This window comes from Streptomyces sp. NPDC002676, from assembly GCF_053592455.1.
Genome location: NZ_JBSFVT010000006.1, coordinates 296,925 through 319,256 on the forward strand (window position 1 = coordinate 296,925; position 22,332 = coordinate 319,256).

23 protein-coding genes are annotated in these 22,332 nt (G+C 71.0%); 16 read left to right on the plus strand and 7 right to left on the minus strand.

Features of this window, described 5'->3' with window-relative positions:
- Positions 1-190: 190 nt before the first annotated feature.
- Entirely contained in the window at positions 191-589 is a 399-nt protein-coding gene (locus ACWD3E_RS19785) for a VOC family protein (protein WP_451388845.1), read from the minus strand.
- A gap of 70 nt (positions 590-659) precedes the next feature.
- On the opposite strand from ACWD3E_RS19785, the gene ACWD3E_RS19790 reads away from it, so the two are divergent.
- Complete coding sequence (locus ACWD3E_RS19790; RefSeq protein ID WP_451388846.1) at positions 660-1,208, plus strand: GNAT family N-acetyltransferase; 549 nt, start codon at positions 660-662, stop codon at positions 1,206-1,208.
- A 27-nt stretch (positions 1,209-1,235) separates the two neighbouring features.
- Here the strand turns inward: ACWD3E_RS19790 and ACWD3E_RS19795 are convergent, their stop codons facing one another.
- A complete protein-coding gene (locus ACWD3E_RS19795; protein ID WP_451388847.1) occupies positions 1,236-1,919 on the minus strand; it encodes a glycerophosphodiester phosphodiesterase in 684 nt (227 codons plus the stop codon).
- 438 nt (positions 1,920-2,357) lie between these two features.
- Here ACWD3E_RS19795 and ACWD3E_RS19800 point away from each other — a divergent pair, with 438 nt between their 5' ends.
- The 5 genes from ACWD3E_RS19800 to ACWD3E_RS19820 all read left to right on the plus strand — a co-directional run bounded on the left by ACWD3E_RS19800 (position 2,358) and on the right by ACWD3E_RS19820 (position 7,630).
- Positions 2,358-3,755: a DUF6421 family protein gene (locus ACWD3E_RS19800; protein WP_451388848.1), complete on the plus strand. Its 1,398-nt coding sequence runs from the start codon at positions 2,358-2,360 to the stop codon at positions 3,753-3,755.
- Between the two features lie 38 nt (positions 3,756-3,793).
- On the plus strand, positions 3,794-4,558 hold the full coding sequence (locus ACWD3E_RS19805; RefSeq protein WP_451388849.1) for an SDR family NAD(P)-dependent oxidoreductase: 765 nt from the start codon (positions 3,794-3,796) through the stop codon (positions 4,556-4,558).
- Positions 4,555-5,625 (plus strand): threonine aldolase family protein, encoded by a 1,071-nt coding sequence (locus ACWD3E_RS19810; RefSeq protein ID WP_451388850.1) that lies wholly within the window; start codon positions 4,555-4,557, stop codon positions 5,623-5,625. The genes ACWD3E_RS19805 and ACWD3E_RS19810 overlap by 4 nt, the downstream gene beginning before the upstream one ends.
- Before the next feature lie 78 nt (positions 5,626-5,703).
- Positions 5,704-6,300, plus strand: coding sequence for a transglutaminase domain-containing protein (locus ACWD3E_RS19815; protein ID WP_451388851.1), 597 nt, complete (start codon positions 5,704-5,706; stop codon positions 6,298-6,300).
- Positions 6,301-6,361: 61 nt separating this feature from the next.
- Positions 6,362-7,630, plus strand: coding sequence for a hypothetical protein (locus ACWD3E_RS19820; RefSeq protein ID WP_451388852.1), 1,269 nt, complete (start codon positions 6,362-6,364; stop codon positions 7,628-7,630).
- Between the two features lie 9 nt (positions 7,631-7,639).
- Here ACWD3E_RS19820 and ACWD3E_RS19825 read toward each other — a convergent pair whose 3' ends face one another.
- Together ACWD3E_RS19825 and ACWD3E_RS19830 are read right to left on the minus strand one after the other, a co-directional pair.
- Positions 7,640-8,659 carry a hypothetical protein gene (locus tag ACWD3E_RS19825; protein ID WP_451388853.1) on the minus strand — a complete coding sequence of 340 codons (1,020 nt, stop codon included), beginning with the start codon at positions 8,657-8,659 and terminating at the stop codon, positions 7,640-7,642.
- 117 nt (positions 8,660-8,776) lie between these two features.
- The gene (locus ACWD3E_RS19830; RefSeq protein ID WP_451388854.1) at positions 8,777-9,505 is read right to left on the minus strand and encodes a lysophospholipid acyltransferase family protein; all 729 of its coding nucleotides are present in this window, start codon (positions 9,503-9,505) and stop codon (positions 8,777-8,779) included.
- A 283-nt stretch (positions 9,506-9,788) separates the two neighbouring features.
- Between ACWD3E_RS19830 and ACWD3E_RS19835 the strand changes: the two genes are divergently transcribed.
- The 7 genes from ACWD3E_RS19835 (at position 9,789) to ACWD3E_RS19865 (ending at position 16,109) form a co-directional block, all read left to right on the plus strand.
- Positions 9,789-10,139, plus strand: a complete 351-nt coding sequence (locus ACWD3E_RS19835; protein ID WP_451388855.1) for a thioredoxin family protein — start codon at positions 9,789-9,791, stop codon at positions 10,137-10,139.
- Between the two features lie 83 nt (positions 10,140-10,222).
- Positions 10,223-10,303 (plus strand): putative leader peptide, encoded by an 81-nt coding sequence (locus tag ACWD3E_RS19840; protein WP_451353558.1) that lies wholly within the window; start codon positions 10,223-10,225, stop codon positions 10,301-10,303.
- Positions 10,304-10,347: 44 nt separating this feature from the next.
- Positions 10,348-10,857 (plus strand): flavin reductase family protein, encoded by a 510-nt coding sequence (locus ACWD3E_RS19845; RefSeq protein ID WP_451388856.1) that lies wholly within the window; start codon positions 10,348-10,350, stop codon positions 10,855-10,857.
- Between the two features lie 219 nt (positions 10,858-11,076).
- On the plus strand, positions 11,077-11,865 hold the full coding sequence (locus ACWD3E_RS19850; RefSeq protein WP_451353488.1) for an electron transfer flavoprotein subunit beta/FixA family protein: 789 nt from the start codon (positions 11,077-11,079) through the stop codon (positions 11,863-11,865).
- Between the two features lie 53 nt (positions 11,866-11,918).
- Entirely contained in the window at positions 11,919-12,881 is a 963-nt protein-coding gene (locus tag ACWD3E_RS19855; protein WP_451388857.1) for an electron transfer flavoprotein subunit alpha/FixB family protein, read from the plus strand.
- Positions 12,882-13,051: 170 nt separating this feature from the next.
- Positions 13,052-14,350, plus strand: coding sequence for a DUF6986 family protein (locus ACWD3E_RS19860; RefSeq protein ID WP_451388858.1), 1,299 nt, complete (start codon positions 13,052-13,054; stop codon positions 14,348-14,350).
- 235 nt (positions 14,351-14,585) lie between these two features.
- On the plus strand, positions 14,586-16,109 hold the full coding sequence (locus ACWD3E_RS19865) for an InlB B-repeat-containing protein (RefSeq protein ID WP_451388859.1): 1,524 nt from the start codon (positions 14,586-14,588) through the stop codon (positions 16,107-16,109).
- Positions 16,110-16,155: 46 nt separating this feature from the next.
- On the opposite strand, the gene ACWD3E_RS19870 is transcribed toward ACWD3E_RS19865, so the two are convergent.
- Together ACWD3E_RS19870 and ACWD3E_RS19875 are read right to left on the minus strand one after the other, a co-directional pair.
- Positions 16,156-16,947: a hypothetical protein gene (locus ACWD3E_RS19870; RefSeq protein ID WP_451388860.1), complete on the minus strand. Its 792-nt coding sequence runs from the start codon at positions 16,945-16,947 to the stop codon at positions 16,156-16,158.
- Between the two features lie 7 nt (positions 16,948-16,954).
- Positions 16,955-18,004, minus strand: a complete 1,050-nt coding sequence (locus ACWD3E_RS19875; protein ID WP_451388861.1) for a LacI family DNA-binding transcriptional regulator — start codon at positions 18,002-18,004, stop codon at positions 16,955-16,957.
- 229 nt (positions 18,005-18,233) lie between these two features.
- Between ACWD3E_RS19875 and ACWD3E_RS19880 the strand changes: the two genes are divergently transcribed.
- Positions 18,234-19,178, plus strand: a complete 945-nt coding sequence (locus ACWD3E_RS19880) for an ROK family protein (RefSeq protein WP_451388862.1) — start codon at positions 18,234-18,236, stop codon at positions 19,176-19,178.
- Positions 19,179-19,314: 136 nt separating this feature from the next.
- Entirely contained in the window at positions 19,315-19,725 is a 411-nt protein-coding gene (locus ACWD3E_RS19885; protein ID WP_451388863.1) for a hypothetical protein, read from the plus strand.
- A gap of 80 nt (positions 19,726-19,805) precedes the next feature.
- On the opposite strand, the gene ACWD3E_RS19890 is transcribed toward ACWD3E_RS19885, so the two are convergent.
- The gene (locus ACWD3E_RS19890; protein WP_451388864.1) at positions 19,806-21,839 is read right to left on the minus strand and encodes an NPCBM/NEW2 domain-containing protein; all 2,034 of its coding nucleotides are present in this window, start codon (positions 21,837-21,839) and stop codon (positions 19,806-19,808) included.
- Positions 21,840-22,030: 191 nt separating this feature from the next.
- Here ACWD3E_RS19890 and ACWD3E_RS19895 point away from each other — a divergent pair, with 191 nt between their 5' ends.
- Positions 22,031-22,222, plus strand: a complete 192-nt coding sequence (locus ACWD3E_RS19895) for a hypothetical protein (RefSeq protein ID WP_451388865.1) — start codon at positions 22,031-22,033, stop codon at positions 22,220-22,222.
- The last annotated feature ends 110 nt before the right edge of the window (positions 22,223-22,332 follow it).

The following is a 22,332-nucleotide window of genomic DNA, read 5'->3' on the forward strand; positions in this document are numbered from 1 at the left end:
GAAGTTCGAAGTAGGGCCTGATACGCGTCGTCTGTGGCATCTGTGTACCTCCCCGCCTGAGGGGCTGGTGATGCGGAGGCCTGCGTATATCGATTCTGCGCCCTGATAGTCCACTACCGACTGCGCGACACAGCCCGCCGCGGAGGAAGGCGCCTGAGCAGTTTTCTGCGGCGCGTGTTTCCGCAGGCCGTCAGACACCCGGGCGGTAGCGGATGGGGTGATCTTGAGGTACCTCGACGACAACAATTCTGAGTCCGTCCGGGTCCTCGATCCACATCTCGACCAGGCCCCACGGCTCCCGCACCGGCGGCCGTACGATCGGCACGCCGTTGCCGCGCAGTTCGTCGTGGGCGGCGGCCACGTCCTCGACCTGCATCCACAGCCGTACGGCGGGCGGGGGCGGGGCCCCGGCGCGTCCCCGTCCCGAGACCTCCAGGAAGCCCCCACCGAGGAAGTACACGGTCCCGCGCTCAGGACCCGTGCCGAACTCACGGTAGACGGACAGGCCCAGCTGCTCGCCGTAGAAGGCCCGGGACCGTTCGGGGTCGGTGGGGGTGAGGAGGGTCCGGCTGCTGAGTACGTGCACCATGGCGGCGGAGCCTAGCGGCAGGGATACCCTCGACCCTGGCTCAGCCACGCCCGAGAATCGGAGACCGCCCATGGAGACCGCCGCCGGACTCAGCTTCCGTGACGCCACCGACGCCGATGTCGACGCCCTGGTGGCCCTGGTCGAGTCGGCGTACCGAGGGGACGCCAGCCGGGCCGGGTGGACCACGGAGGCGGACATCCTGGAGGGGCAGCGCACCGACCCCGAGGGCGTGCTGGAGGTGATCAAGTCGCCGGACAGCAGGCTGCTGACCGTCGAGCGCGACGGCCGGATCGTCGCCTGCTGCCAGCTCGAACACCGCGGCGACCACGCCTACTTCGGCATGTTCGCGGTCAGCCCCACCCTTCAGGGCGCCGGGCTCGGCAAGACCGTGATCGCGGAGGCCGAGCGGCACGCCCGCGAGGCCTGGGGCGCCACCGAGATGCACATGACGGTGATCTCGGTCCGCGACGACCTGATCGCCTGGTACGAGCGCCGCGGCTACCGCCGTACGGGACGGATGACGCCGTTCCCGTACGGCGACGAGCGCTTCGGCATCCCGCGCCGTGCCGACCTGCGGTTCGAGCTGCTGGTCAAGCCGCTGGTCAAGCCGCTGGTGTGACGCTCATGCGGGACACCGGGTGCCGGGTCACGCGGTGAAGCGGGCCGTGCGCTTGATCTCCGGGTAGTCGGTCGTCGCGCCGTCCAGCTGGAGGGCGCGGACCAGCCGCAGGTCGTCCTGTGTGTTGACCACCCAGCCGATGACCCTCAGGTCCGCCCGGCGCGCGTGCTCCACGATCTCCAGGGTCAGCCGGCGGATGTCGAGCACGAGGGTCGCGGCGCCCACCGCCCGCGCGCGCTCCACGACATCCGTGCCGTAGCGGCCGGCGACCAGAGCGGTGCGCACCCCCGGCACCAGCTGGGCGATCTCGGCGATCGCCGCATCGTGGAACGACAGCACCTCGACGCGTGAGACGAGGTCCCGGCGCCGCATGACCTCGGCCAGCGCCCGGGCTGCCGCCACGTCCTTGATCTCGGCCTGCAGCGGCGTCTTCACGGCGTCCAGCACTTCTTCGAACACCGGCACGCGCTCCCCGCGGCCCGCGTCCAGGGCGCGCAGCTCGGCCAGGGTCTTCTCGGCGATCGGACCGGTGCCGTCGGTCGTGCGGTCCACTTCCGCGTCGTGCATGACGACCAGGGCGCCGTCCTTGCTGAGGTGCAGATCGAGTTCGATGACATCGAGGCCGGCCTGCTGCGCGGCGACGAAGGAACGGAGGGTGTTCTCGGGCTCGACACCCATGACCCCGCGATGACCGATGGTAAGGAAGTTCAAGGTTCGACTCGCTTCCGTCGACGGCGGCTCGGCGACGCGCGGACCGGACGACGTCGCCGTCCACGCGGCAAGCTCGCAGCCTAACCGCCGGGTCCGGCGATGAACCCGCACGTGCGCGGGGGATCGCGGCGCGCCGTCGGCGAAACCTGGCCTGGACCCGCTCTCGCATGTCACCCGGGCGTGGGCGCGTCCTCCGCGGGTTGACCGGCCTGAGTCTGGCTGGATCCGATCGGTGCCCGCTTCCGGGCACACAGGCCCGTCTCGCGCCCACTGTAGGCCCGCCTCGGCGACGAAAGTGACCGCCGTCACGGTTTGGCGCAGGAAAAACAGCGGTGACCGAGGCAGCGGACAGAATAATTTCCCGGTCCCCCTCTTGCTGGCTGAAAGGCGCTATGCATACGGTGTCCTTACGCGAGGTTCTCCCGTGGAGGATGGGATATGACGGAAATTCTTGTGCAGGCGGCTACGGAGGGTCAGATTCCTTCCTCGACCAGGGTGGTCGAGCACCCGGCCTGGCCGGTGCTCAAGGATGCCGTGGAGCAGATCCGGCCATGGCAGTCCAAGGACGGGTCGATCGACTTCGACGCCGAGGGCGCCCCGGCCAAGGCCGACGCCGAGGCCGCCGTACGCCGTGTCGCGGACGCGGTCGAGCAGCTCTCCCCGCTGCTCCCGCACGACGTCGCCTACCACGAGGCTCTGGTGAAGGACCTGGGCCGCTGGGCCGAGGGCGGCTTCCAGGTGCCGGACTTCCTCGACTCGCTGCTGGCCTTCCAGCCCGCCGCGAACCGCCAGGACGGCCTGCAGCACCTGGTCGTCTTCCCGATGTACACGCAGAACGGCAACCTCGACCGCAACTTTGAGGCGGTCGTGCTGCGCATGGTCTGGCCGGAGTGGCTGGCCGAGCTGGAGCGCACCCGTTACGACAACCCGCTGTTCTGCGGCATCACCTTCGAGGACTTCACGGCCGGGTACGACACCAACTCCGCCGTCCTGTTCCCGGAGACCATCGCCGTGCGCGAGGCGCCGGAACGATTCTCCTGGGGTGGCATCTTCTGCGACCGCGAGGCCGCCCGCTTCCGCCGGGTGACCGACGCCGCCGTCGACATCCTGGGCCTTGAGCTGCCCGAGGACATCGCCGCGATGGTCCACGACCAGAAGCGCTGCGAAGAGGCCTTCGTCCTGTGGGACATGGTCCACGACCGCACCCACAGCCACGGCGATCTGCCGTTCGACCCGTTCATGATCAAGCAGCGCCAGCCGTTCTGGATGTACGGCCTGGAGGAGCTGCGCTGTGACCTCACCGCCTTCAAGGAGGCCGTGAAGCTTCAGGCGGACGGCGTCCCGCAGGCCCGTGACGTGCAGTACGCGGTGCTCTTCGACCGCATGTTCCGCTTCCCGCTCACCGGCGACCGCAACCGCAACTACGACGGCGTCGGCGGCCAGCTGCTCTTCGCCTACCTGCACAAGCACGACGTCATCCGCTGGACCGACAACAAGCTCTCCATCGACTGGGAGCGCGCCCCGCAGGTCACCAACCAGCTGTGCGCCGAGATCGAGAAGCTGTACCGGGACGGCATCGACCGCCCCAAGCTCGTGCACTGGTTCGCGGGCTACGAGCTCGTCTCCACCTACCTCGCCCCGCACCCCGGCTCCAAGTGGGCCAAGGGTCCCGACGCCCTGGACCTGACCCAGCCGCCGCGCAAGCTCGTGGACGACGTGCTTCCGGACGAGTTTCCGCTGAGCATGTTCTTTGAGGCCCTGTCCAAGAAGCTGAAGAATGTGATCGCCTCCACCAAGGGCATCACGGCTGACAGCGCCGAGCGGCTCGCCGCGTGAGCGACCGCGTCCACAACACGGCTTCGAAGGGGAAGATCATGGGGAACGGGGCCACGGGCAACAATGGGCCTCTCAGCGGCGCGGTGATCGCGGTCGCCGGAGCGGGCGGACCCGCGGGGCGTGCTGCACTCATCCGGCTCGCCGAGGCGGGTGCGACGGTCGTCGGCTCGGACAACAACCCCGAGCGTCTGGCGGAGGCCGTGGACGCGGCCCGCTACGCGCGCGGCGGTGCCACGGTCACGGGTGAGACGGTCGACCTGCTCGACCTCGACTCGACCCGTGCCTGGGCCGAGCGTGTCGAGAAGGAGTACGGCCGCGTCGACGGCGTGGTCCATCTCGTCGGCGGCTGGCGCGGCAGCGCGACCTTCGCCGAGACCGACCTCGCCGACTGGGAGCTGCTGGAGAAGCTGCTCATCCGCACCGTCCAGCACACCTCCCTGGCGTTCTACGACGCCCTGGAGCGCAGCGACCGCGGTCGCTACCTGCTGATCAGCGCGGCCGGCGCCTCCAAGCCCACCGCGGGCAACGCGGCGTACTCCGCCGCCAAGGCCGCGGCCGAGGCCTGGACGCTCGCGATGGCGGACGGCTTCCGCAAGGCGGGCGGCGAGGAGGGCCCCCGCGCGGCGGCTGCCGTCCTGGTGGTGAAGGCGCTGGTGCACGACGCGATGCGCGCCGAACGCCCCAACGCGAAGTTCGCGGGCTTCACGGACGTCAAGGACCTGGCCGAGGCCATCGAGGGCGTGTGGAGCAAGTCCGCCGCCGAAGTGAACGGAAACCGTCTGTGGCTGACCGAGAAGCCGTGAACCCTCCCAAGACCGACGCGCGTCGTCACCACGACCCGCAGGTCCGCGGTTTCGCCAGTGACAACTACGCCGGGGCGCATCCGGAGGTGATGGCCGCCCTGGCCCTGGCCAACGGCGGCCATCAGGTGGCGTACGGCGAGGACGACTACACCGAGAACCTCCAGCGGATCATCCGCAGCCACTTCGGGGCCACCGCGGAGGCCTTCCCGGTCTTCAACGGCACCGGCGCGAACGTCGTCGCGCTCCAGGCGGTCACCGACCGCTGGGGCGCGGTGATCTGCGCCGAGAGCGCGCACATCAACGTCGACGAGGGCGGCGCTCCCGAGCGCATGGGCGGTCTGAAGCTGCTCACCGTGCCCACGCCCGACGGCAAGCTCACGCCCGAGCTGATCGACCGGCAGGCCTGGGGCTGGGAGGACGAGCACCGCGCCATGCCGCAGGTCGTCTCGATCACCCAGAGCACGGAGCTGGGCACGCTCTACACGCCGGACGAGATCCGGGCGATCGTCGAGCACGCCCACGCGCACGGCATGAAGGTGCACCTGGACGGCTCGCGGATATCCAACGCCGCCGCCTCCCTGAACGTGCCCATGCGGACGTTCACCAACGCGGTCGGCGTCGACATCCTCTCCCTGGGCGGGACGAAGAACGGCGCCCTGTTCGGTGAGGCGGTCGTCGTCCTCAACCCGGACGCCGTAGGGCGGATGAAGCACCTGCGGAAGCTGTCGATGCAGCTCGCCTCCAAGATGCGCTTCGTGTCGGTGCAGTTGGAGGCCCTGCTCGCCAGGGACCTGTGGCTGCGCAACGCCCGGCACGCCAACGAGATGGCCCAGCGGCTGGCCGAGGGCGTGCGGGCCGTGCACGGGGTGGAGATCCTCTACCCGGTACAGGCCAACGGCGTCTTCGCCAAGCTTCCGAACGACGTGAGCGAACGGCTGCAGCAGCGGTTCCGGTTCTACTTCTGGGACGAGGCCGCCGGAGTGGTGCGCTGGATGTGCTCCTTCGACACCACGGAGGAGGACGTCGACGCGTTCGTGGCGGCGCTCAAGGAGGAGATGGCGCGCTGACCCCAGCTGATGCATAGGTATGCGGTCATCTGAAAAGTCATTGACCGTCGGGTGATCGCATTCCTATGCTCTGCGGACATGGAGCCGATCCAGAAAACCGCAGACCTTTCGGCATACTTGGCTGCCGACGAGGTCATCGACCACCATCATCCCGTCGTCCGGGAGACGGCCGCCCGCTTGGCCAAGGACGCCGTCGACTCGTATGGGTATGCGCGCGCGGCCTATGAATTCGTGCGCGACACCATCCCGCACTCCCAGGACTCCGGTGACCTCCGTGTCACCTGGCGGGCCTCGGACGTACTGAGCCTGGGCACCGGCATCTGTTACGCCAAGGCCCACGCCCTGGCCGCCCTGCTGCGAGCCGAGGACATCCCGACCGCCCTGTGCTACCAGCGCCTCACGAACGACGACGACGGCGGCAGTCACGCCGTCCACGGGCTGGTCGCCGTGCGCTTCAACGGAGCCTGGCACCGGCAGGACGTGCGCGGCAACAAGCCCGGCATCGACGCCCAGTTCTCCCTGGACGGCGAGCGGCTGGCCTGGATCCCCGACCCGGTGTCCGGTGAGCTGGACTACCCGGACCTGTACGCCGAGCCGCACCCGGTCGTCCTCGGCGCGCTCAAGGCGGCCCCGGACCGGCCGCACCTGTCGAGGACGCTGCCCGACTCCCTCTGACGCTCAACTCGGGGCACCCCGCCTGGCCGTCGCTCCGTCGCACTCGCTAATCTTCCCGGCCATGAGCAACGGGGGAGCAGCGGAAGACGGGACCGCCGGGCAGGACGCCCGCGCGCAGGACACCGGCCGGGACGACGACCGCGCCGACCAGAACGACGCCGGTGCCGAAGCCGGCGGCCAAGAAGGAGCCGAGCCCGGTGGGCCCGGTGGCCGGCTCACCTGGCTTCGGCGGCACCGGCTTCTCGCCTCAGCCGTGGGGCTGGCCCTCGTCGCCGGTGCCGTCGCGGTGCCGCTCGCGCTCACCGGCGACGACTCCTGCAAGGAACTCCCCGCCGCCACACGGGCGTTGGCACCAAACCCGGCGGCGGCCACCCGCGCCCTCGACCCCGGCGACGACATGTCCCGCCTCGACGCGGCGCGCGCACTCCTGCCGACCGGCGAGCTGTGCGGCGACGGCGGCCGGGTGCTCGGTCAGGTGGTGGACGCCGCCACCCGGGCGACAGCCCCGGGCAGGCCCCACACCCTGGCGCAGGCGCGCGCGGTCTACCTCGTCGCCGTGGTGTACGACGAGGGCCATGTGCCGTCCGGTGCGGCGCCGGGACTGGCCCGCATGTTCGCCGGGTACGTCGTCGACACCAATCGCTTCATCGTGCCCGAGGACAATGCGAACACCCCTGCGGTCCCCGGCTCGTTGGCCGCCCCGGACTCGTCGGGGGAGTCCAGCTTCGGCCGTTTCCTCGCCCCCGGCGACGCGCACCCGGACTTCGGCTTCACCTACTCCCGCACGCTGCAGCTCGAAACGGGGCTGCTCTTCCAGCACCTGGCCGAGGACCCCGAGGCGTTCGCGACCCTCTACGACGCGGAGCGGGCCTACTTCGCCTACTACCTGGAGCGGCTGACCCGTCAGGGCGGCGACCCGGACTTCCACGCCGACAAGAAGTGGAAAGAGGACAAGGCCACCATGGGGCCGGACGAAGACCTCGACGACATCGTCCGCCACATCGGCGCGCTCATGGGCGTCAGGGCGAACGGCGCCCGCGACGGCGGCATTTCCGACCTCGGCTCCTTCGACGCGACCGTTCGCAGCCACACCCGGGGCGCCTACCCGGCGGCGCCCCGGCAGCTGACCAGCCGCCCGCCCATGAGTGGCATCGCCGCCCGGCCGGTGAGCGGAGCGCTGCGCGGGGATCCGATGGACGGGCGCCGGCAGCTCTTCACCGTGCTGGACGCCTGGGCCGAGGCCCGCGGCGTTCCGGCCGAGCGGGTGGCGGCCCTGCACCAGTGGCTCGACGACGCGTACGTGAACGGCCTCCGGTACGGGGTGTTCTGACGGACCCGGTCAGCCGTTCAGCCGCAGCCCGGAGCAGCCGCGCCGCCGCACCTGGTCCTCGGCGAAGGCCTGCAGCAGCCGGCGCTTCTCCCGCCGCTCGGCGGCCGGGACCTTCTCGTTGTCTCCGGCGTCGACGGCGAAGTTGGCGGCCTCGCCGTCGCATCGGGCGCTCGCGGTCAGGCTGCGGAGCACGCCGGATTGCGAGACCAGGCGGTTGCTCCAGTCGCCGTACCAGGCGGCGAACAACATGCTCTTCTCGTCCCCGGAGTTGGCGTCGCCGCTCGTGAGATCGCAACGCCCGGCCGGTGCCGCGTCGTTCATCAGCACCTCCACGCTCCACGCGGAGGCCTGGGGCAGTCCCGCGCGGGCCACCCAGCCGCAGGCGGTGCCGGCGGCCTCGGTGACCGGGACCGCCTGCGGTTCGTCCTCGGGGCCCGTCGGTGCGCTGTCGCCCGTCGGCACCGTCAGCGGCTGCGCGCCGCAACCGAGGTGGTCCGAGGCGGAGTTGACCAGCGGGACGACGGTTTCGTACGCGGCGTGCGTGGTGCGCGCGGTGGCGTCGCCGAGGACGGTGTCCACCAGCAGCCTGCGCGGCCGGCCCTCGGCGTCCTTGCCCAGGTCCGGGCAACGCAACAGGAAATGGAGGTCGCCGAAACTGTCCTGGAACCCGGGCAGGCCTCGTGGCAGCGCCCGCAGCCGGGAAAATCCCTTCTCCGGGAAGTCGAACAGGAACTCGCTGTCCTGATCGTCCCGCCGGGTGTAGGCGGCCATCCGCACCACCAGCGTGTAGTCCCCGTGGCCCTCGAAGCGCAGGCTGCAGCCGTAGTCGCCGAGTTCGCGGTGGGACGTCGTCTCCGCCTTCGTGAAGTGACCGCCGCCCTTTGCGAGTTGACGCACCGGACCGGAGGGCAGCACCCCGTCGCAGGCCGTGCGCACCAGCCACCAGTCCTTGACGTACGGAGCGGCGAACCAGCCGCCCAGAGCCAGGACGGCCAGCACCGCAACCGTCACCTTCATCCAGCGCCGCATCGCTCCGCCCCCGTAGCCGCACGCGTCCCCGGAGAGCCGTGCCGCTCTCCCGTTACGAACGCGAACCCTACCGGCCGGTGCGCGCCGGCCGGTTGCGGGGTGCCGGGCCGCGGGGTGTCAGTGCGCCTCGGCCGCGCGCAGCTGCTCCACCGTCGGCGCCGTGCCACCCAGGTGGGAGGGCAGCCACCAGAAGTCCTCCGGGCCCTTGGGGAGACCGGGGTAGGCGCGCTGGGCCGCCTCCAGGAGCTCCTGGACGCGCTCGCGCAGCCGGCGGGTGATCGCGCCGGCGTACTGGTCGCGCGGGGCCTCGACCGGCTCGCCCACGCGGATGGTGATCGGCAGGTGGCTGCGCTTGAAGTTGCGAGGGTGCCCCTTGGTCCACAGCCGCTGCGTGCCCCACACCGCCATCGGGATGAGCGGCACGCCCGCTTCCTGGGCCAGGCGGGCCGCGCCCGACTTGAAGCTCTTCAGGGTGAACGACTGCGAGATCGTGGCCTCCGGGAACACCCCGACGACCTCGCCGGAGCGCAGCGAGTCCAGCGCGTGGGCGTAGGCCGCCTCGCCCTGATTGCGGTCCACCGGGATGTGCTTCATGCCGCGCATCAGCGGCCCGGACACCTTGTGCCGGAAGACGGACTCCTTCGCCATGAAGCGCACCAGACGCTTCTGCGGGAGGGCCGCCAGGCCGTCGAAGATGAAGTCCAGGTAGCTGATGTGATTGCTCACCAGGACGGCGCCGCCCGAGCGCGGGATGTTCTGCGACCCCTGGCAGTCGATCTTCAGGTCCCAGACCTTGAACATCGTCTTGGTGAAAGCGACGACGGGACGGTAGACCAGTTCTGCCATGGGCGGGACGAACCCTTTCTGCTCTGCTCGGGAAAGGGGCTCCCGGCGGGAAAGTTACGCAGCCGTAGGTTTACGGCGTCTCGCAGATCGTGCCCGAAGAATGGACAGGTGGCCAGTCCTGGTGCCTCGCGGCGGCGAGATCCTCGTCACGTCGGCCTAAATTGCGCCAGTGATCTTTAGGCCGTCTTTACGGCGCGCGGAATCATTTCAGTCTCGTGAATCCTTGTGATGAACCGGAGTGTTGTGATGAAACCGGAGTGCTGCACAGGGAGTAGCGCCGGACATGGAGCGGAGCGGGAGAGTGCGGGTGCGCGGGCACGACGACGACAGGCGGTTCGGGGCGGCCGAGCTGGGCGGTGAACTGGGTGAGCGGGCCACCCTCGTGCAGTTCTCCAGCGCCTTCTGCACCCCCTGCCGGGCCACCCGGCGCATCCTCGGCGAGGTGGCCGGAATGGTCCCCGGCGTCGCGCACGTCGAGATCGACGCCGAGGCCCACCTCGACCTCGTACGCGAGCTGGAGATCCTGAAGACGCCCACCGTGCTGGTTCTCGACGCGGTCGGCCGGGTGGTGCGCCGCGCCACCGGACAGCCACGCAAGGCCGACGTCATCGCGGCGCTCGGGGAGGCGGTGTGAGGGAGTCTCAGGAGGCCGTGAGGTATCTCCCGGTCCCCTGAACGACCTTGACTGCACCCACCATCTTTCGCCAGCCTGACCCAATGCCGATCGAACTCCTTCTCTTCGGGCGGGTCCACGTCGACCTGGTCCGCACCGCGAGCGCGCGGTGTCCTGGGTGCTGACCCCCTCCGACCCCGCTCACCGCCCCCCGCAGAAGGACACCCCCGTGACGGCCACGCCCGCCCTCGGCGCCTACCAGCTCGCCTCGCCCGACCTCTTGCGCTCCGCCTTCCGCCGGCACGCCGCCGGGGTCGCGGTGATCACCGCGCGCGGCGACCGGGGTCCGGTCGGCTTCACCGCCACCTCCCTGACCTCGGTCTCCGTCGAGCCCCCGCTCCTCTCCTTCGGCATCAGCACGAGCGCCTCCAGCTGGCCCGCGATCGCCGAGACGGAGCACGTCGGCATCCACGTACTCGGCGAGCACCAGAGCGAGCTGGCCGCCACCTTCGCCCGCAGCGGCGCCGACCGCTTCGGCGCGCCCACCGCCTGGCACGAGGGCCCGGAAGGCGTACCCGTCCTGGAAGACGTACTGGCCTGGCTGGTCTGCCGGATCGTCGGCCGCGTCCCGGCCGGTGACCACCGGATCGTGCTCGCCGAACTGGTCCTCGGCGACCCGACGGGCGCCGGCCGCCCCCTCCTCTATCACCAGGGCCGCTTCAACGGCCTGCGGGATTGATCACGCCCGCTCGCCTCTGCGAAGCCGTCGAGTTCCGGTTACGCTGCGTTGCGAAGGTCACAGTTCAAAGCGCTTGCTTAGCGGGCATGAACTGGGTGTACTGACGAGTAATATTTCGGTCGGAGCGCGCGGACGCCCCAGATCGGGATCGGCCGCTTCAGGCGCCTATGCTGCCTGCAAGAGGCAGCCAGGAAATGACGATGCAGTAGGAGAGCCGGCGTGAGCTTGAGGATCGTTGTCACTGTGAAGTACGTGCCCGACGCCACTGGCGACCGGCACTTCGCCGATGACCTGACCGTCGACCGTGACGACGTGGACGGTCTCCTCTCCGAGCTGGATGAGTACGCGGTCGAGCAGGCGCTGCAGATCGCCGAGAACTCGGACGACGACGTCGAGGTCACCGTCCTGACGGTCGGCCCGGAGGACGCGAAGGACGCGCTGCGCAAGGCGCTGTCCATGGGCGCCGACAAGGCCATTCACGTCGAGGACGACGACCTGCACGGCACGGACGTCATCGGCACCTCGCTGGTGCTGGCCAAGGCCATCGAGAAGGCCGGTTTCGACCTGGTCGTCTCCGGCATGGCCTCCACCGACGGTACCGCCGGTGTGGTCCCCGCGCTGGTCGCCGAGCGTCTCGGTGTCCCGCAGGTCACCCTGCTGTCCGAGGTCTCCGTCGAGGACGGCACGGTCAAGGGCCGCCGCGACGGCGACGCCGCGAGCGAGCAGCTCGAGGCGCAGCTCCCCGCCGTGGTCTCCGTGACCGACCAGTCGGGCGAGGCCCGTTACCCGTCCTTCAAGGGCATCATGGCGGCCAAGAAGAAGCCGGTGGAGTCCTGGGACCTGGAGGACCTGGAGATCGACGCCGAAGAGGTCGGTCTGGACGGCGCGCTCACCAAGGTCGAGGACGCGGCCCCGCGTCCGGCCCGCACGGCCGGCACCATCGTCAAGGACGAGGGCGAGGGCGGCAAGCAGCTCGCTGAGTTCCTCGCGAGCCAGAAGTTCATCTAAGGGCTCGCCCCCGCTGACCGCCCCTCAACTTCGTTACGCAGGAGAGCAATCCCATGGCTGAAGTCCTCGTCTACGTCGACCACGTGGACGGTGCCGTCCGCAAGCCCACCCTGGAGCTGCTGACCCTGGCCCGCCGCCTCGGCGAGCCGGTCGCCGTCGCGCTGGGCAACGGCGCCGCCGACACCGCCGCGACCCTCGCCGAGCACGGCGCGGTCAAGGTCCTCACCCACGAGGCGTCCGAGTACGCCGACTACCTGGTCGTCCCGAAGGTCGACGCCCTCCAGGCCGCCGTCGAGGCCGTCTCCCCGGCCGCCGTGCTGGTCCCGTCCTCCGCCGAGGGTAAGGAGATCGCCGCCCGTCTGGCGCTGCGCATCGGCTCGGGCATCATCACCGACGCCGTCGACCTCGAGGCCGGCGACGAGGGCCCGGTGGCCACCCAGTCGGTGTTCGCCGCGTCCTTCACCACCAAGTCCCGTGTCATCAAGGGCACCCCGGTCATCACGGTCAAGCCGAACTCGGCCGCCGTCGAGGCCGCCCCGGCCGCCGGTGCGGTCGAGGCTCTCGCCGTGACCTTCTCCGACAAGGCGACCGGCACCAAGGTCACCGCCCGCACGCCGCGTGAGTCGACCGGCCGCCCGGAGCTGACCGAGGCCGCGATCGTGGTCTCCGGTGGCCGTGGCGTCAACGGTGCCGAGAACTTCGCGATCATCGAGGCCCTCGCCGACTCCCTCGGTGCGGCCGTCGGCGCCTCGCGTGCCGCGGTGGACGCGGGCTGGTACCCGCACACCAACCAGGTCGGCCAGACCGGTAAGTCGGTCTCGCCGCAGCTGTACGTCGCCAACGGCATCTCCGGCGCCATCCAGCACCGCGCCGGTATGCAGACCTCGAAGACCATCGTGGCCGTCAACAAGGACCCCGAGGCCCCGATCTTCGAGCTGGTCGATTACGGCATCGTCGGCGACCTGTTCGACGTCGTCCCGCAGCTGACCGAGGAGATCAACGCCCGCAAGGGCTGACCCCCTCCACGCCCCTCCATGGCGTACGAGGCCCCCGTGACCGACGCGGTCATGGGGGCCTCGGTGCATTCTGATGGCATCCCGGTGGGTGTTGACCTGCGGGAACCACCCCGGATAACTTCATTCTACGGATTGTTGATTCCGCACAGTGGAAAATTGGAGGGTGTGGGATGGGTCAGCAGGAGAAGGTGGCGACAAGCCTCGCGGGCGCCGTGAGCGAGGAGATCAGCGCCTCCCTCACGCCGGTCGACGCGGAACTGGAGCGCCGCTACCCCGGCGACCCCGGCACCAGGCAGCCCGTCCACACCGTGTACGTACCCGGGGACGTCTTCGCCGCCGACACCATCCGCTCCTGGGGCGACCAGGCCCTCGCGTCCCTCGACGAACACGCCCCGGACGCCGCCTCCTTCGCGGCCGTCCTCGGCCTGTCCGACGACCTCGCCGAGCCCGTGTACTCCCGGGTGCGCGCCAAGCTGGAGCGCGAGCCGGTCGAAGACCTGCGCGTCGACTTCGAGGACGGCTACGGCCCCCGCCCCGACGCCGAGGAGGACGCGGCGGCGGCCCGCGCGGCCCGCCTGATCGCCGAGGCCTACGAGAACGGCACGGCGGCCCCGTACATGGGCATCCGCATGAAGTGCATGGAGGCCGCGGTCCGCGACCGGGGCATCCGCACCCTGGACGTCTTCCTCACCGGCCTGATGGAGGCCGGCGGCCTGCCCGAGGGGCTGGTGCTGACCCTGCCGAAGGTGACGTACCCCGAGCAGGTGAGCGCCTTCGTGCGGCTCCTGGACGCCTTCGAGAAGGCCCACGGGCTCGACGCCGGCCGGCTCGGCTTCGAGATCCAGATCGAGACCAGCCAGTCGATCCTCGCCACCGACGGCACCGCCGCCGTCGCCCGGATGATCCAGGCCGCCGAGGGCCGCGCCACCGGGCTGCACTACGGCACCTTCGACTACAGCGCCTGCCTCGGCGTCTCCGCCGCCTACCAGGCCAGCGACCACCCCGCCGCCGACCACGCCAAGGCGGTCATGCAGGTCGCCGCCGCGGGCACCGGCGTCCGCGTCTCGGACGGCTCCACCAACGTCCTGCCGGTCGGCCCGACCGAGAAGGTCCACGCCGCCTGGCGGCTGCACTACGGCCTCACCCGCCGAGCCCTGGCCCGCGCCTACTACCAGGGCTGGGACATGCACCCCGGCCACATCCCGACCCGCTACGCCGCCGTCTTCGCCTTCTACCGCGAGGGCTTCGAGCAGGCCGCCGGCCGCCTCGCCCGCTACGCCAACCGCGCGGGCGGCGACGTCATGGACGAGCCCGCCACCGCCAAGGCGCTCAGCGGCTACCTGCTGCGCGGCCTGGACTGCGGCGCCCTCGACATCGCCGAGGTCGCCCGGCTCTCCGGCCTGACCCGCGCCGACCTGGAGGGCTTCGCGGCACCCCGGCGCGGCGACCTGACGGCCTCGGCGAAGTAGCGGCGTCCGACGACGGGACGAGCCGCCCCCGGCGCCCGCGGAGGAGGGCGACGGGGGCGGCTGTGCGTCCGGGCAGCGGCCACTTCGGTGGCGTCCGGTGCCGGCCGGGGCCGCAGGCGGCTGACTGGATGAACCTCCGGGCGACATCGCTCCCGCGACCCCGCGCTCGACGGCACGACGCGATCAGGCGCTGATCATGGGGCACATTCCCCCCACAGAAAGGCTGACGTCCCCGATGCGCCGTTCCCTGCTCGTCGCCTGTACCGCGGCGACCGCTCTTCTCGCCCCCCTTCCCCTGGCCACGGCCACGCCGCACCCAGGCGGCGGCTCGGACGAGCCCTGGGTGGTGCGCACCGCCGTACTGCGCGCCGACGCCAAGGAGTTCGCATCCCTGTGCCGTACGCAGCAGGAAGGCGTACCGGAGCACCGTACGTTCCGGCTCTTCCCCCACACCCGAGGCATCACCGCGGTGCGGGACTACTACCACAAGGACGCGGACGGCACCGTCTACTGGGACGGGCACGACCCGAAGAAGCCCGAGGACACGGTGTCCCTGTCCATCATCGGAGCCTGCACGCGCGGCGGCGGCCACGTCACCCTCGACGGCATCATCGAGGTCGGCACCAGGGACTACGTGTTCACCCCCCTGCCCAAGCGCCCGGGCGAGTACCGCCTGCAGGAGATCGACACGCTGAAGCTGCCGCCGAGCGGGGAGCCCGGCGACACCGTGACCCTGCCCGAGCGAGCCGGCCGTCCCGGGCACGCGGAGAAGACGCCCAGGGCCGACAACAACAACCCGGTCGCGATCGACGTCCTCGTCCCCTACACCCCCGCGGCCGTCACCGAGCTCGGCGGGGTGCCGGAGGTGCAGGCCCGGATCCGCTACGGAGTGAGCCAGCTCAACAAGGCTTTCGCCACCAGTCATGTGCCGGCCAGCGTGCACGTCGTCCACTCGTACCAGACGTCCCCGTCCGGGGTTGCCGACGAGGACGCCGGCACCGTGCTCGACAAGCTCAACAAAAGAGCCGACCTGACGCTCGGCGCCCCCGCCCACGCCTTCCGGGACGACTACGGCGCCGACCTGGTGGCCCTGCTCGCCTCCATCCCCATCCAGAACAGCTCCGGCTCGGCCGATCTGCCGATTCCCGTGACCTCGGGTACCAGCGAGAGCGCCTACTCGGTCACGAGCGTCCTGTCGGTGAAGGACTGGGACAACCTGGGCCACGAGATCGGCCACAACCTGGGCATGCGGCACGACCGGAAGACCGTGGCGAACAACGGGGAGACGCCGCCGGGCCCGAACGACACCAACTTCGGCTGGATCACGTCCGACAACAAGTACCACACGCTGATGGCCTACAACACGCCCTGCCTGCCCAGCTGCAAGGTCATCAACCAGTACTCCAACACCGTCAACACGACGACCGACGGCAAGGCCCTCGGTGACGCGAAGAACAACAACGCCGGCATCGCCCAGCTCGCCACCCCGCTCGTGTCCGCCTACCGCGCCTCGAAGGCGACCAACCGGCACACCCTCACGATGTCCGTCTCCCCGGCAGGCGGCGGCACCATCACGGTCAGCGAGTTCGGCCCCTACGACCCCGGCACGCAGGTGACCCTGACCGCCCACCCGGCGGCCGGCTACGTGTTCGCGGGCTGGGAGGTCGACGGCGTGAAGCAGACCGACGCCACGGCCGAGTACCAGATCACCATGGACAAGAACCGCAGCGTCGTCGCGCTCTTCAACAAGGCTCCTTGAGCCCATGCCCGCCCCGCCACCCCTGACTGAGCGCGGGCCTCGCCGGTCAGGCCCCGGGCCCAGGGCGCCGACGGCCGCCCCCGGCGCCGGGCGGGGTGTGCGGCCGGCCATGTGCGTACGGCTCCAGACCCGACGCCGTCACCCACGCGTGCTCCGCGAAGAGCCGGGTGCCCCGAGCGCACAGCCCGGCATCGGCGCGGGCCCGCGCGCAGAACTCCTCGGGAGTCACGCCGAACAGCCGCCTCAACAGAGCCGATTTCATGAGGAGTTCGGACAGCAATGCGTGCTGGCCGGGATGCGGGCGCGGCACGCCGGCGCCGTTGTGCAGCACCCCGTGCCGGTTGACGTACGCGTACGCGCCGGGGAGCGCCGAGCCGTCCGGCAGCTCGATCCGCACGTCCGGCGCGGGCAGCCAGGCCCGCCAGAAGTTCACCTCGCTGGCGTCGATCACGGCCAGTTGCGGCGCGTCCAGCCAGATGAGGAACAACTCCCCTAACGCGCGCGGGGACTTGACCGGCGAGGCAGAGACATAGCCCATGCGGCTGACGTGCGCGGAGACGCCCACGTCGATCCCGGTCAGCCGGACCCGCACCATGGGAATGGGGGAGTCGATCCCGAACTCGTCCAGCTTGTGCCGCAGTTGGCCGGGGCAGGCGTTGGAGCCGACGGCAAGGACCGGTACCCGGTCGTCGTACACCAGCCGGTCCAGCGGCAGCATCCGGTCGCCGTGCAGCAGCCCGGAGCCGGCGGGCCAGGCGCCCGGGTAGCTCAGCGGATGGTCGCGGGGGGCCTCGGCGAGGCCGAGTTCCACCAGGGTGCGGCCGGCGTCGTCGGTCACGGGCGGCTCAGTCCGCGGGCGGCAGCTCGCCCGAGCCGCGGGTGATGAGCCGGGTCGGCAGCTCGATGCGCTCCGGCGCGACGAGGGTGCCGTCCAGCTGGCGGAAGAGGCGCTCGGCGGCGGTACGGCCGAGGGCCGCGGCGTCCTGGGCGACCACCGTCACGCCCGGCTGGAGCAGGTCGGCCAGCTCGATGTCGTCGAAGCCGACGAGGGCGACATGGCGGGCCTGCTCGGCGAGCACCCGGATCACGGTGACCGTGACCCGGTTGTTGCCCGTGAAGACCGCGGTGACGGGGTCCGGGCCGGAGAGCATCTCCTCGGCCGCGCGGCGCACCCGCTCCGGATTTGTCGCCCCGAGGGACATCCAGCGCTCCTCGACGGCTATACCGGCGTCCTCCATGGCGGCCCGGTAGCCGCGCAGCCGCTCGGCCGCGGTGTGGATGCGGGGCATGTCGCCGATGAAGCCGATCCGGCGGTGGCCGTGCGCGATCAGGTGGGCGACGCCGTCGCGGGCGCCGCCGTAGTTGTCGGACAGGACGACATCGGCGTCGATCTTCCCGGCCGGGCGGTCCACGAACACGGTCGCCACGCCCGCCCTGATCTCCGGCTCCAGATAGCGGTGGTCGTCCCCGGCCGGGATCACCACCAGCCCGTCCACGCGCCGCGCGCACAGGGCCAGCGCCAGCTCCTGCTCGCGCTCCGGGTCCTCGGCGCTGGAGCCGTTGATCAGCAGGGCGCCGTGGGCGCGGGCCACCTCCTCCACGGCGCGGCTGAGGGGGCCGTAGAACGGGTCGGCGAGGTCCTCGAGGACAAGCCCGATGCTCGCCGTACGGCCCTTGCGCAGCACCCGTGCGCTGTCGTTGCGGCGGAAGCCGAGGGCGTCGATCGCCTCCTGCACCCGGCGCTCGGTGTCCGGGGTGACGCCGGGCTCGCCGTTCACCACGCGGGACACCGTCTTCAGGCCCACCCCGGCCCGGGCGGCCACGTCCTTCATGGTCGGACGGTTGCCGTAGCGGCTTGCGGGGAGGCGGTCTGCGCGGCGGGTGGTCTCGGGCACGAGCGGCGTCCTGTCCTGTGGTCCGTGGTGGCGGCCGGAATCGACCCGGGTGGTGCGCCGATCCTGGGCTTGTATGAGGATGTGGCGTCGAGCATAGGGCCTGGACAACGTTGTCAGGAGCAGGAGACACTGTCCACCGCTGTCTCGGTCCCGCGCCCCCACCGCGACCGGCCTGCGGCGTTCTCTTGTTTCGCGCGTACTCACGGTTCAACGGGGAGATCTGACTCTGATGCACACCGACCTCGTGGCGGCCCTGGACATCGGCGGCACCAAGATCGCCGGCGCTCTGGTGGACGGCCACGGACGGATCCAGGCGCGGGCGCAGTGCCCGACGCCCGCGCGGCAGGACGGCGAAACGGTCATGCTGGCCGTCGAGGAGGTGCTCGGCGAACTCGCCGGATCGCCCCTGTGGGGACACGCCGGCTCCGTCGGGATCGGCAGCGCGGGCCCGGTGGATGCCGCGGCGGGCACCGTGAGCCCGGTCAACGTGCCGGGCTGGCGCGACTTCCCGCTGGTCGAGCGGGTGCGTGCGGCCACCGGAGGGCTGCCGGTCTCGCTGATCGGCGACGGGGTGGCGATCACCGCCGCCGAGCACTGGCAGGGCGCCGCCCGCGGACACGACAACGCGCTGTGCATGGTGGTCTCCACCGGCGTCGGCGGCGGCCTGGTCCTGAACGGGCGGCTGCACCCCGGCCCGACGGGCAACGCCGGGCACATCGGCCACATCAGCGTCGACCTCGACGGCGACCCGTGTCCCTGCGGCTCGCGCGGCTGCGTCGAGCGCATCGCCAGCGGTCCCAACATCGCCCGCCGCGCCCTGGAGCAGGGCTGGCGGCCCGGTCCCGACGGCGACACCTCGGCCGCCGCGGTGGCCGCCGCCGCGCGCGCGGGCGATCCGGTCGCCGTGGCCTCCTTCGAGCGGGCCGCCCAGGCGCTGGCCGCCGGGATCGCGGCCACCGCGACCCTGGTCGAGATCGACATCGCGGTGATCGGCGGGGGCGTCGGCAAGGCCGGCGACATCCTCCTCACGCCGCTGCGCAAGGCCCTCGCCGAGTACGCGACCCTGTCCTTCGTCCAGCGGCTGACGGTCGTGCCCGCGCAGACGGGTACGGACGCGGGCCTGGTGGGCGCGGCTGCGGCGGCCTTGCACGTCGCTGCCCCAACTGCCGTGTGAAAAGCGGTGGTTGACGCTCCATTCGGCGGTTGGCGTTCCGTTGGCCGGCTGTTGGAGCCGTTGGCCCGCTGTTGGAGCCGCCCCGGACGATCCCTCATGTGCGGCGAACGCTGCACATTGAGGGAGGGAACGGAACATGAACGCAGGCAGCATCGTGCGCCGGGCGGCCGTCGGGGCCGGCACGCTGGCCGGAGTCGCCACGCTGGTGCTGGGCGGCAGCGGGATCGCCTCCGCCGAGACCGCGCGGTACACCGTCTGGAGCAACGGCTGCTCGGGCACCCTGATGACCCAGTACGTCTCGGGCGGCGGGGGCTGGCAGGTCCGGAACTACGTGAACAACAGCGGTGGCAGCACAACCTGTTCGGGCTGGATCGACTGGGCCTCGCAGGGTGACACCAACCACTTCGACGGTCTGCAGAACCGGATCTGGGTCGACCCGTGGAACACCCAGGAGTCCACCTACATCCCGGACAACGACCCGGCACTGGCCCGCGTCTGCGTGCAGGCCGACGGCGACAACACCGCGCGCTGCACCGCGTGGTGGTAGGCCACTGACGGCCACCGCGTGATCGTCGAGGGTGGTGAACCCCCGACGATCACGCGGTGACGTCGGTCAGGACCCGCCGCTCAGCACGTGAGCTTCGCGTCCGCCCAGTCCGCGTGGTCGTAGTCGATGCCGTCGCCGCCGTCGGTGACGACGAGCCGGACGACCTGAGCTCCGCTCACGTCGGCCGACACGGCCTGGGCGGGCGTCGCGTGGGTGAGCACGCCTGTCGAGGCGGCCGTCCTGCCGTCCGCCTGGATCTCGAAGGCGACGGAACCCCGGATGCCGGTCTCGTCGTCGAGACCCACCCGGGCCGTGACCGTCGAGCACTTGCCGCCGGTGTAGAACTCGACGGCGCTCTCGGCGTGTACGCCAAGCCCCTTGCCGTACACGGCTCCGCCGAGGGTGATCGGACGCCCGTCGCCCGCGGCGCTCTCGCCGTTGCTGGTGTCACGCTCCACCGGCCCCCAGCCGTTGCTCGCCCCCGACAGCCAGGGCAGGTCGCTCAGGTACGACGTCCCGGCGGGCGGCGACACCACCACGGACGCGGTCAGCGGCAGGGCGGCGGTGACACGTGCGCCGGAGGGCGAGCGGTAACGCGCCTGGAGCGTAAGGTCGTAGGAGCCGGGCGGAGTGCCCGCCGGAGCGGTCACGCGCCAGCCGGTGCGCAGGGTCGCGCCGGTCGCCAGGGCAGCGGTGGTGGTCGCCGAGGAGGCCTGCACGCTCCACCCGTCGGGGCCGGACAGCGACACGGACACCCGGCGTGCGGCGGTGCGGCCGAGGTCGGTGACCGTGGTGGTCAGCGTGGCCGGGGTGCCGGCCTCCACCAACGGTCGGCCGTCCAGGCCGAGTTCGGCGGCAGGCGGGTAGCCGGCCCAGTGCGGGTCGGCCGAGACGCGCAGCAGGACGGTGCCATGGGCGGGGACTGTCGCCGCGATGGTGCCCGCGGTGTTGTATGTACGGTGCTGCCACAGGTCGCGCAGGGTGTACCCGGCGGCGTCGGGCAGGCCGACCGCACCGGCGGTCGTGGCGATGCGCTGCGCGGTGCCGGACTCGTTGAACAGGGCGACGGCGCGACTGCCGTCCTTCATCTCCTTGGCGATCACCCAGCGCCCGCCCTCGTCGGAGACCACCGTGCCCTGCTTGCCGAGCGGGTCCTGGTCGACGCCGATGACCTCCTTGTTGCCGAGGATGCCGAAGGTCGCCTGGGACGCCTTGCGCAGGTCGGTGCCGATGAGCAGTGGTGCGGCCATGACCGACCAGAGGGAGAAGTGGGAGCGGTACTCGGTGTCCGTCATGCCTCCGTTGCCGACCTCCAGCATGTCGGGGTCGTTCCAGTGGCCGGGGCCGGCGTACTGCGCGAGCGGGAGGTTCTGCTTCAGGATCGACAGCATCGAGGACCAGTTGTCGCTGATGTCCCCGGTGGTGCGCCACAGATGGCCGACGTCCGAGGCCCACTGCCAGGGCTTGTTCTCGCCCCATTCACAGATGCTGTAGACGATGGGCCGGCCGGTCGCCTTGAGTGCGTCACGCATGGTCTTGTAGCGCGACTGGGCGTCCACGCCGAGGTTGTTGCAGTTGTCGTACTTGAGGTAGTCCACGCCCCAGTCGGCGAACTGCTGTGCGTCGCTGTACTCGTGGCCCAGGGCGCCCGGGAAGCCAGCGCCGTCGCAGGTCTTGACGCCGGCGCTGGTGTAGATGCCGAGCTTGAGGCCCTTGGCGTGGACGTAGTCCGCAACGGCCTTGATCCCGCCGGGGAAACGGACCGGGTCGGGTACGAGTTTCCCGTCGGCGTCCCGGTTCGGCAGGGCCCAGCAGTCGTCGAGGTTGACGTACTGATAGCCCGCGTCCTTCAGCCCCTTGGACACGAAGAGGTCGGCGATGCCCTCGACCATGGCCTCGTTGAAGTCGGCCCGGCAGTGCGTGGAGTTCCAGTTGTTGAAGCCCATCGGCGGGGTGAGGGCGAGGCCGTCGGCCAGGGACGGGGCGACGGGACCGTGCGCGGGGGCCGCGACGGCGGGCGCGGTGAGGCCCGCCGCGCACAGCAGTGCGGCAGCGAGCGCGCCGATCGCTCCTCGGCGTCTTGTGGTGGTTGTGCGGGTGTGAGGGGGACGCATGGTTGACGTTCCTCCGACTCGCGAGAGGTGGGAAGACGGCAGGGCCGCGCGGACGGCGGGCCCATGGGTGCAAGTACGCGCCATCGGTGCGCGATTACGTTAGAACATGTCCATCTCTGTTGGAAGAGGTGCGTTGTTGGGAAGCATGGCGATCTGCGTGACCCCCCGCCGGTTCCGCAGTTGATCAGCACATGAAGAAGCGCAGCATGCTCGCCATCGCCAGCCTTGCCACCGGCTTCGTCGTGGCCGCCCTCACCCCGTCCCACGCGGCCGGCCAGGGCCCCCTCGGCGACCTCGACGTCTCGGACACGGTCGGCCAGGTCGACCACCTCGTCAGCCAGGACAGCCTGTCCGTGGACCACGACGCCCTCGGCGGGGAGTAGGGCCCCGGGCCGGGAGCGTTACGCGCCGAGTGCCGGTGCCCCTCCGCACAGGGGCATCGGCACTCCCGTGTGCGCACCCTCAACGGGATGTGGTTTCCGTGGCAGGGTGG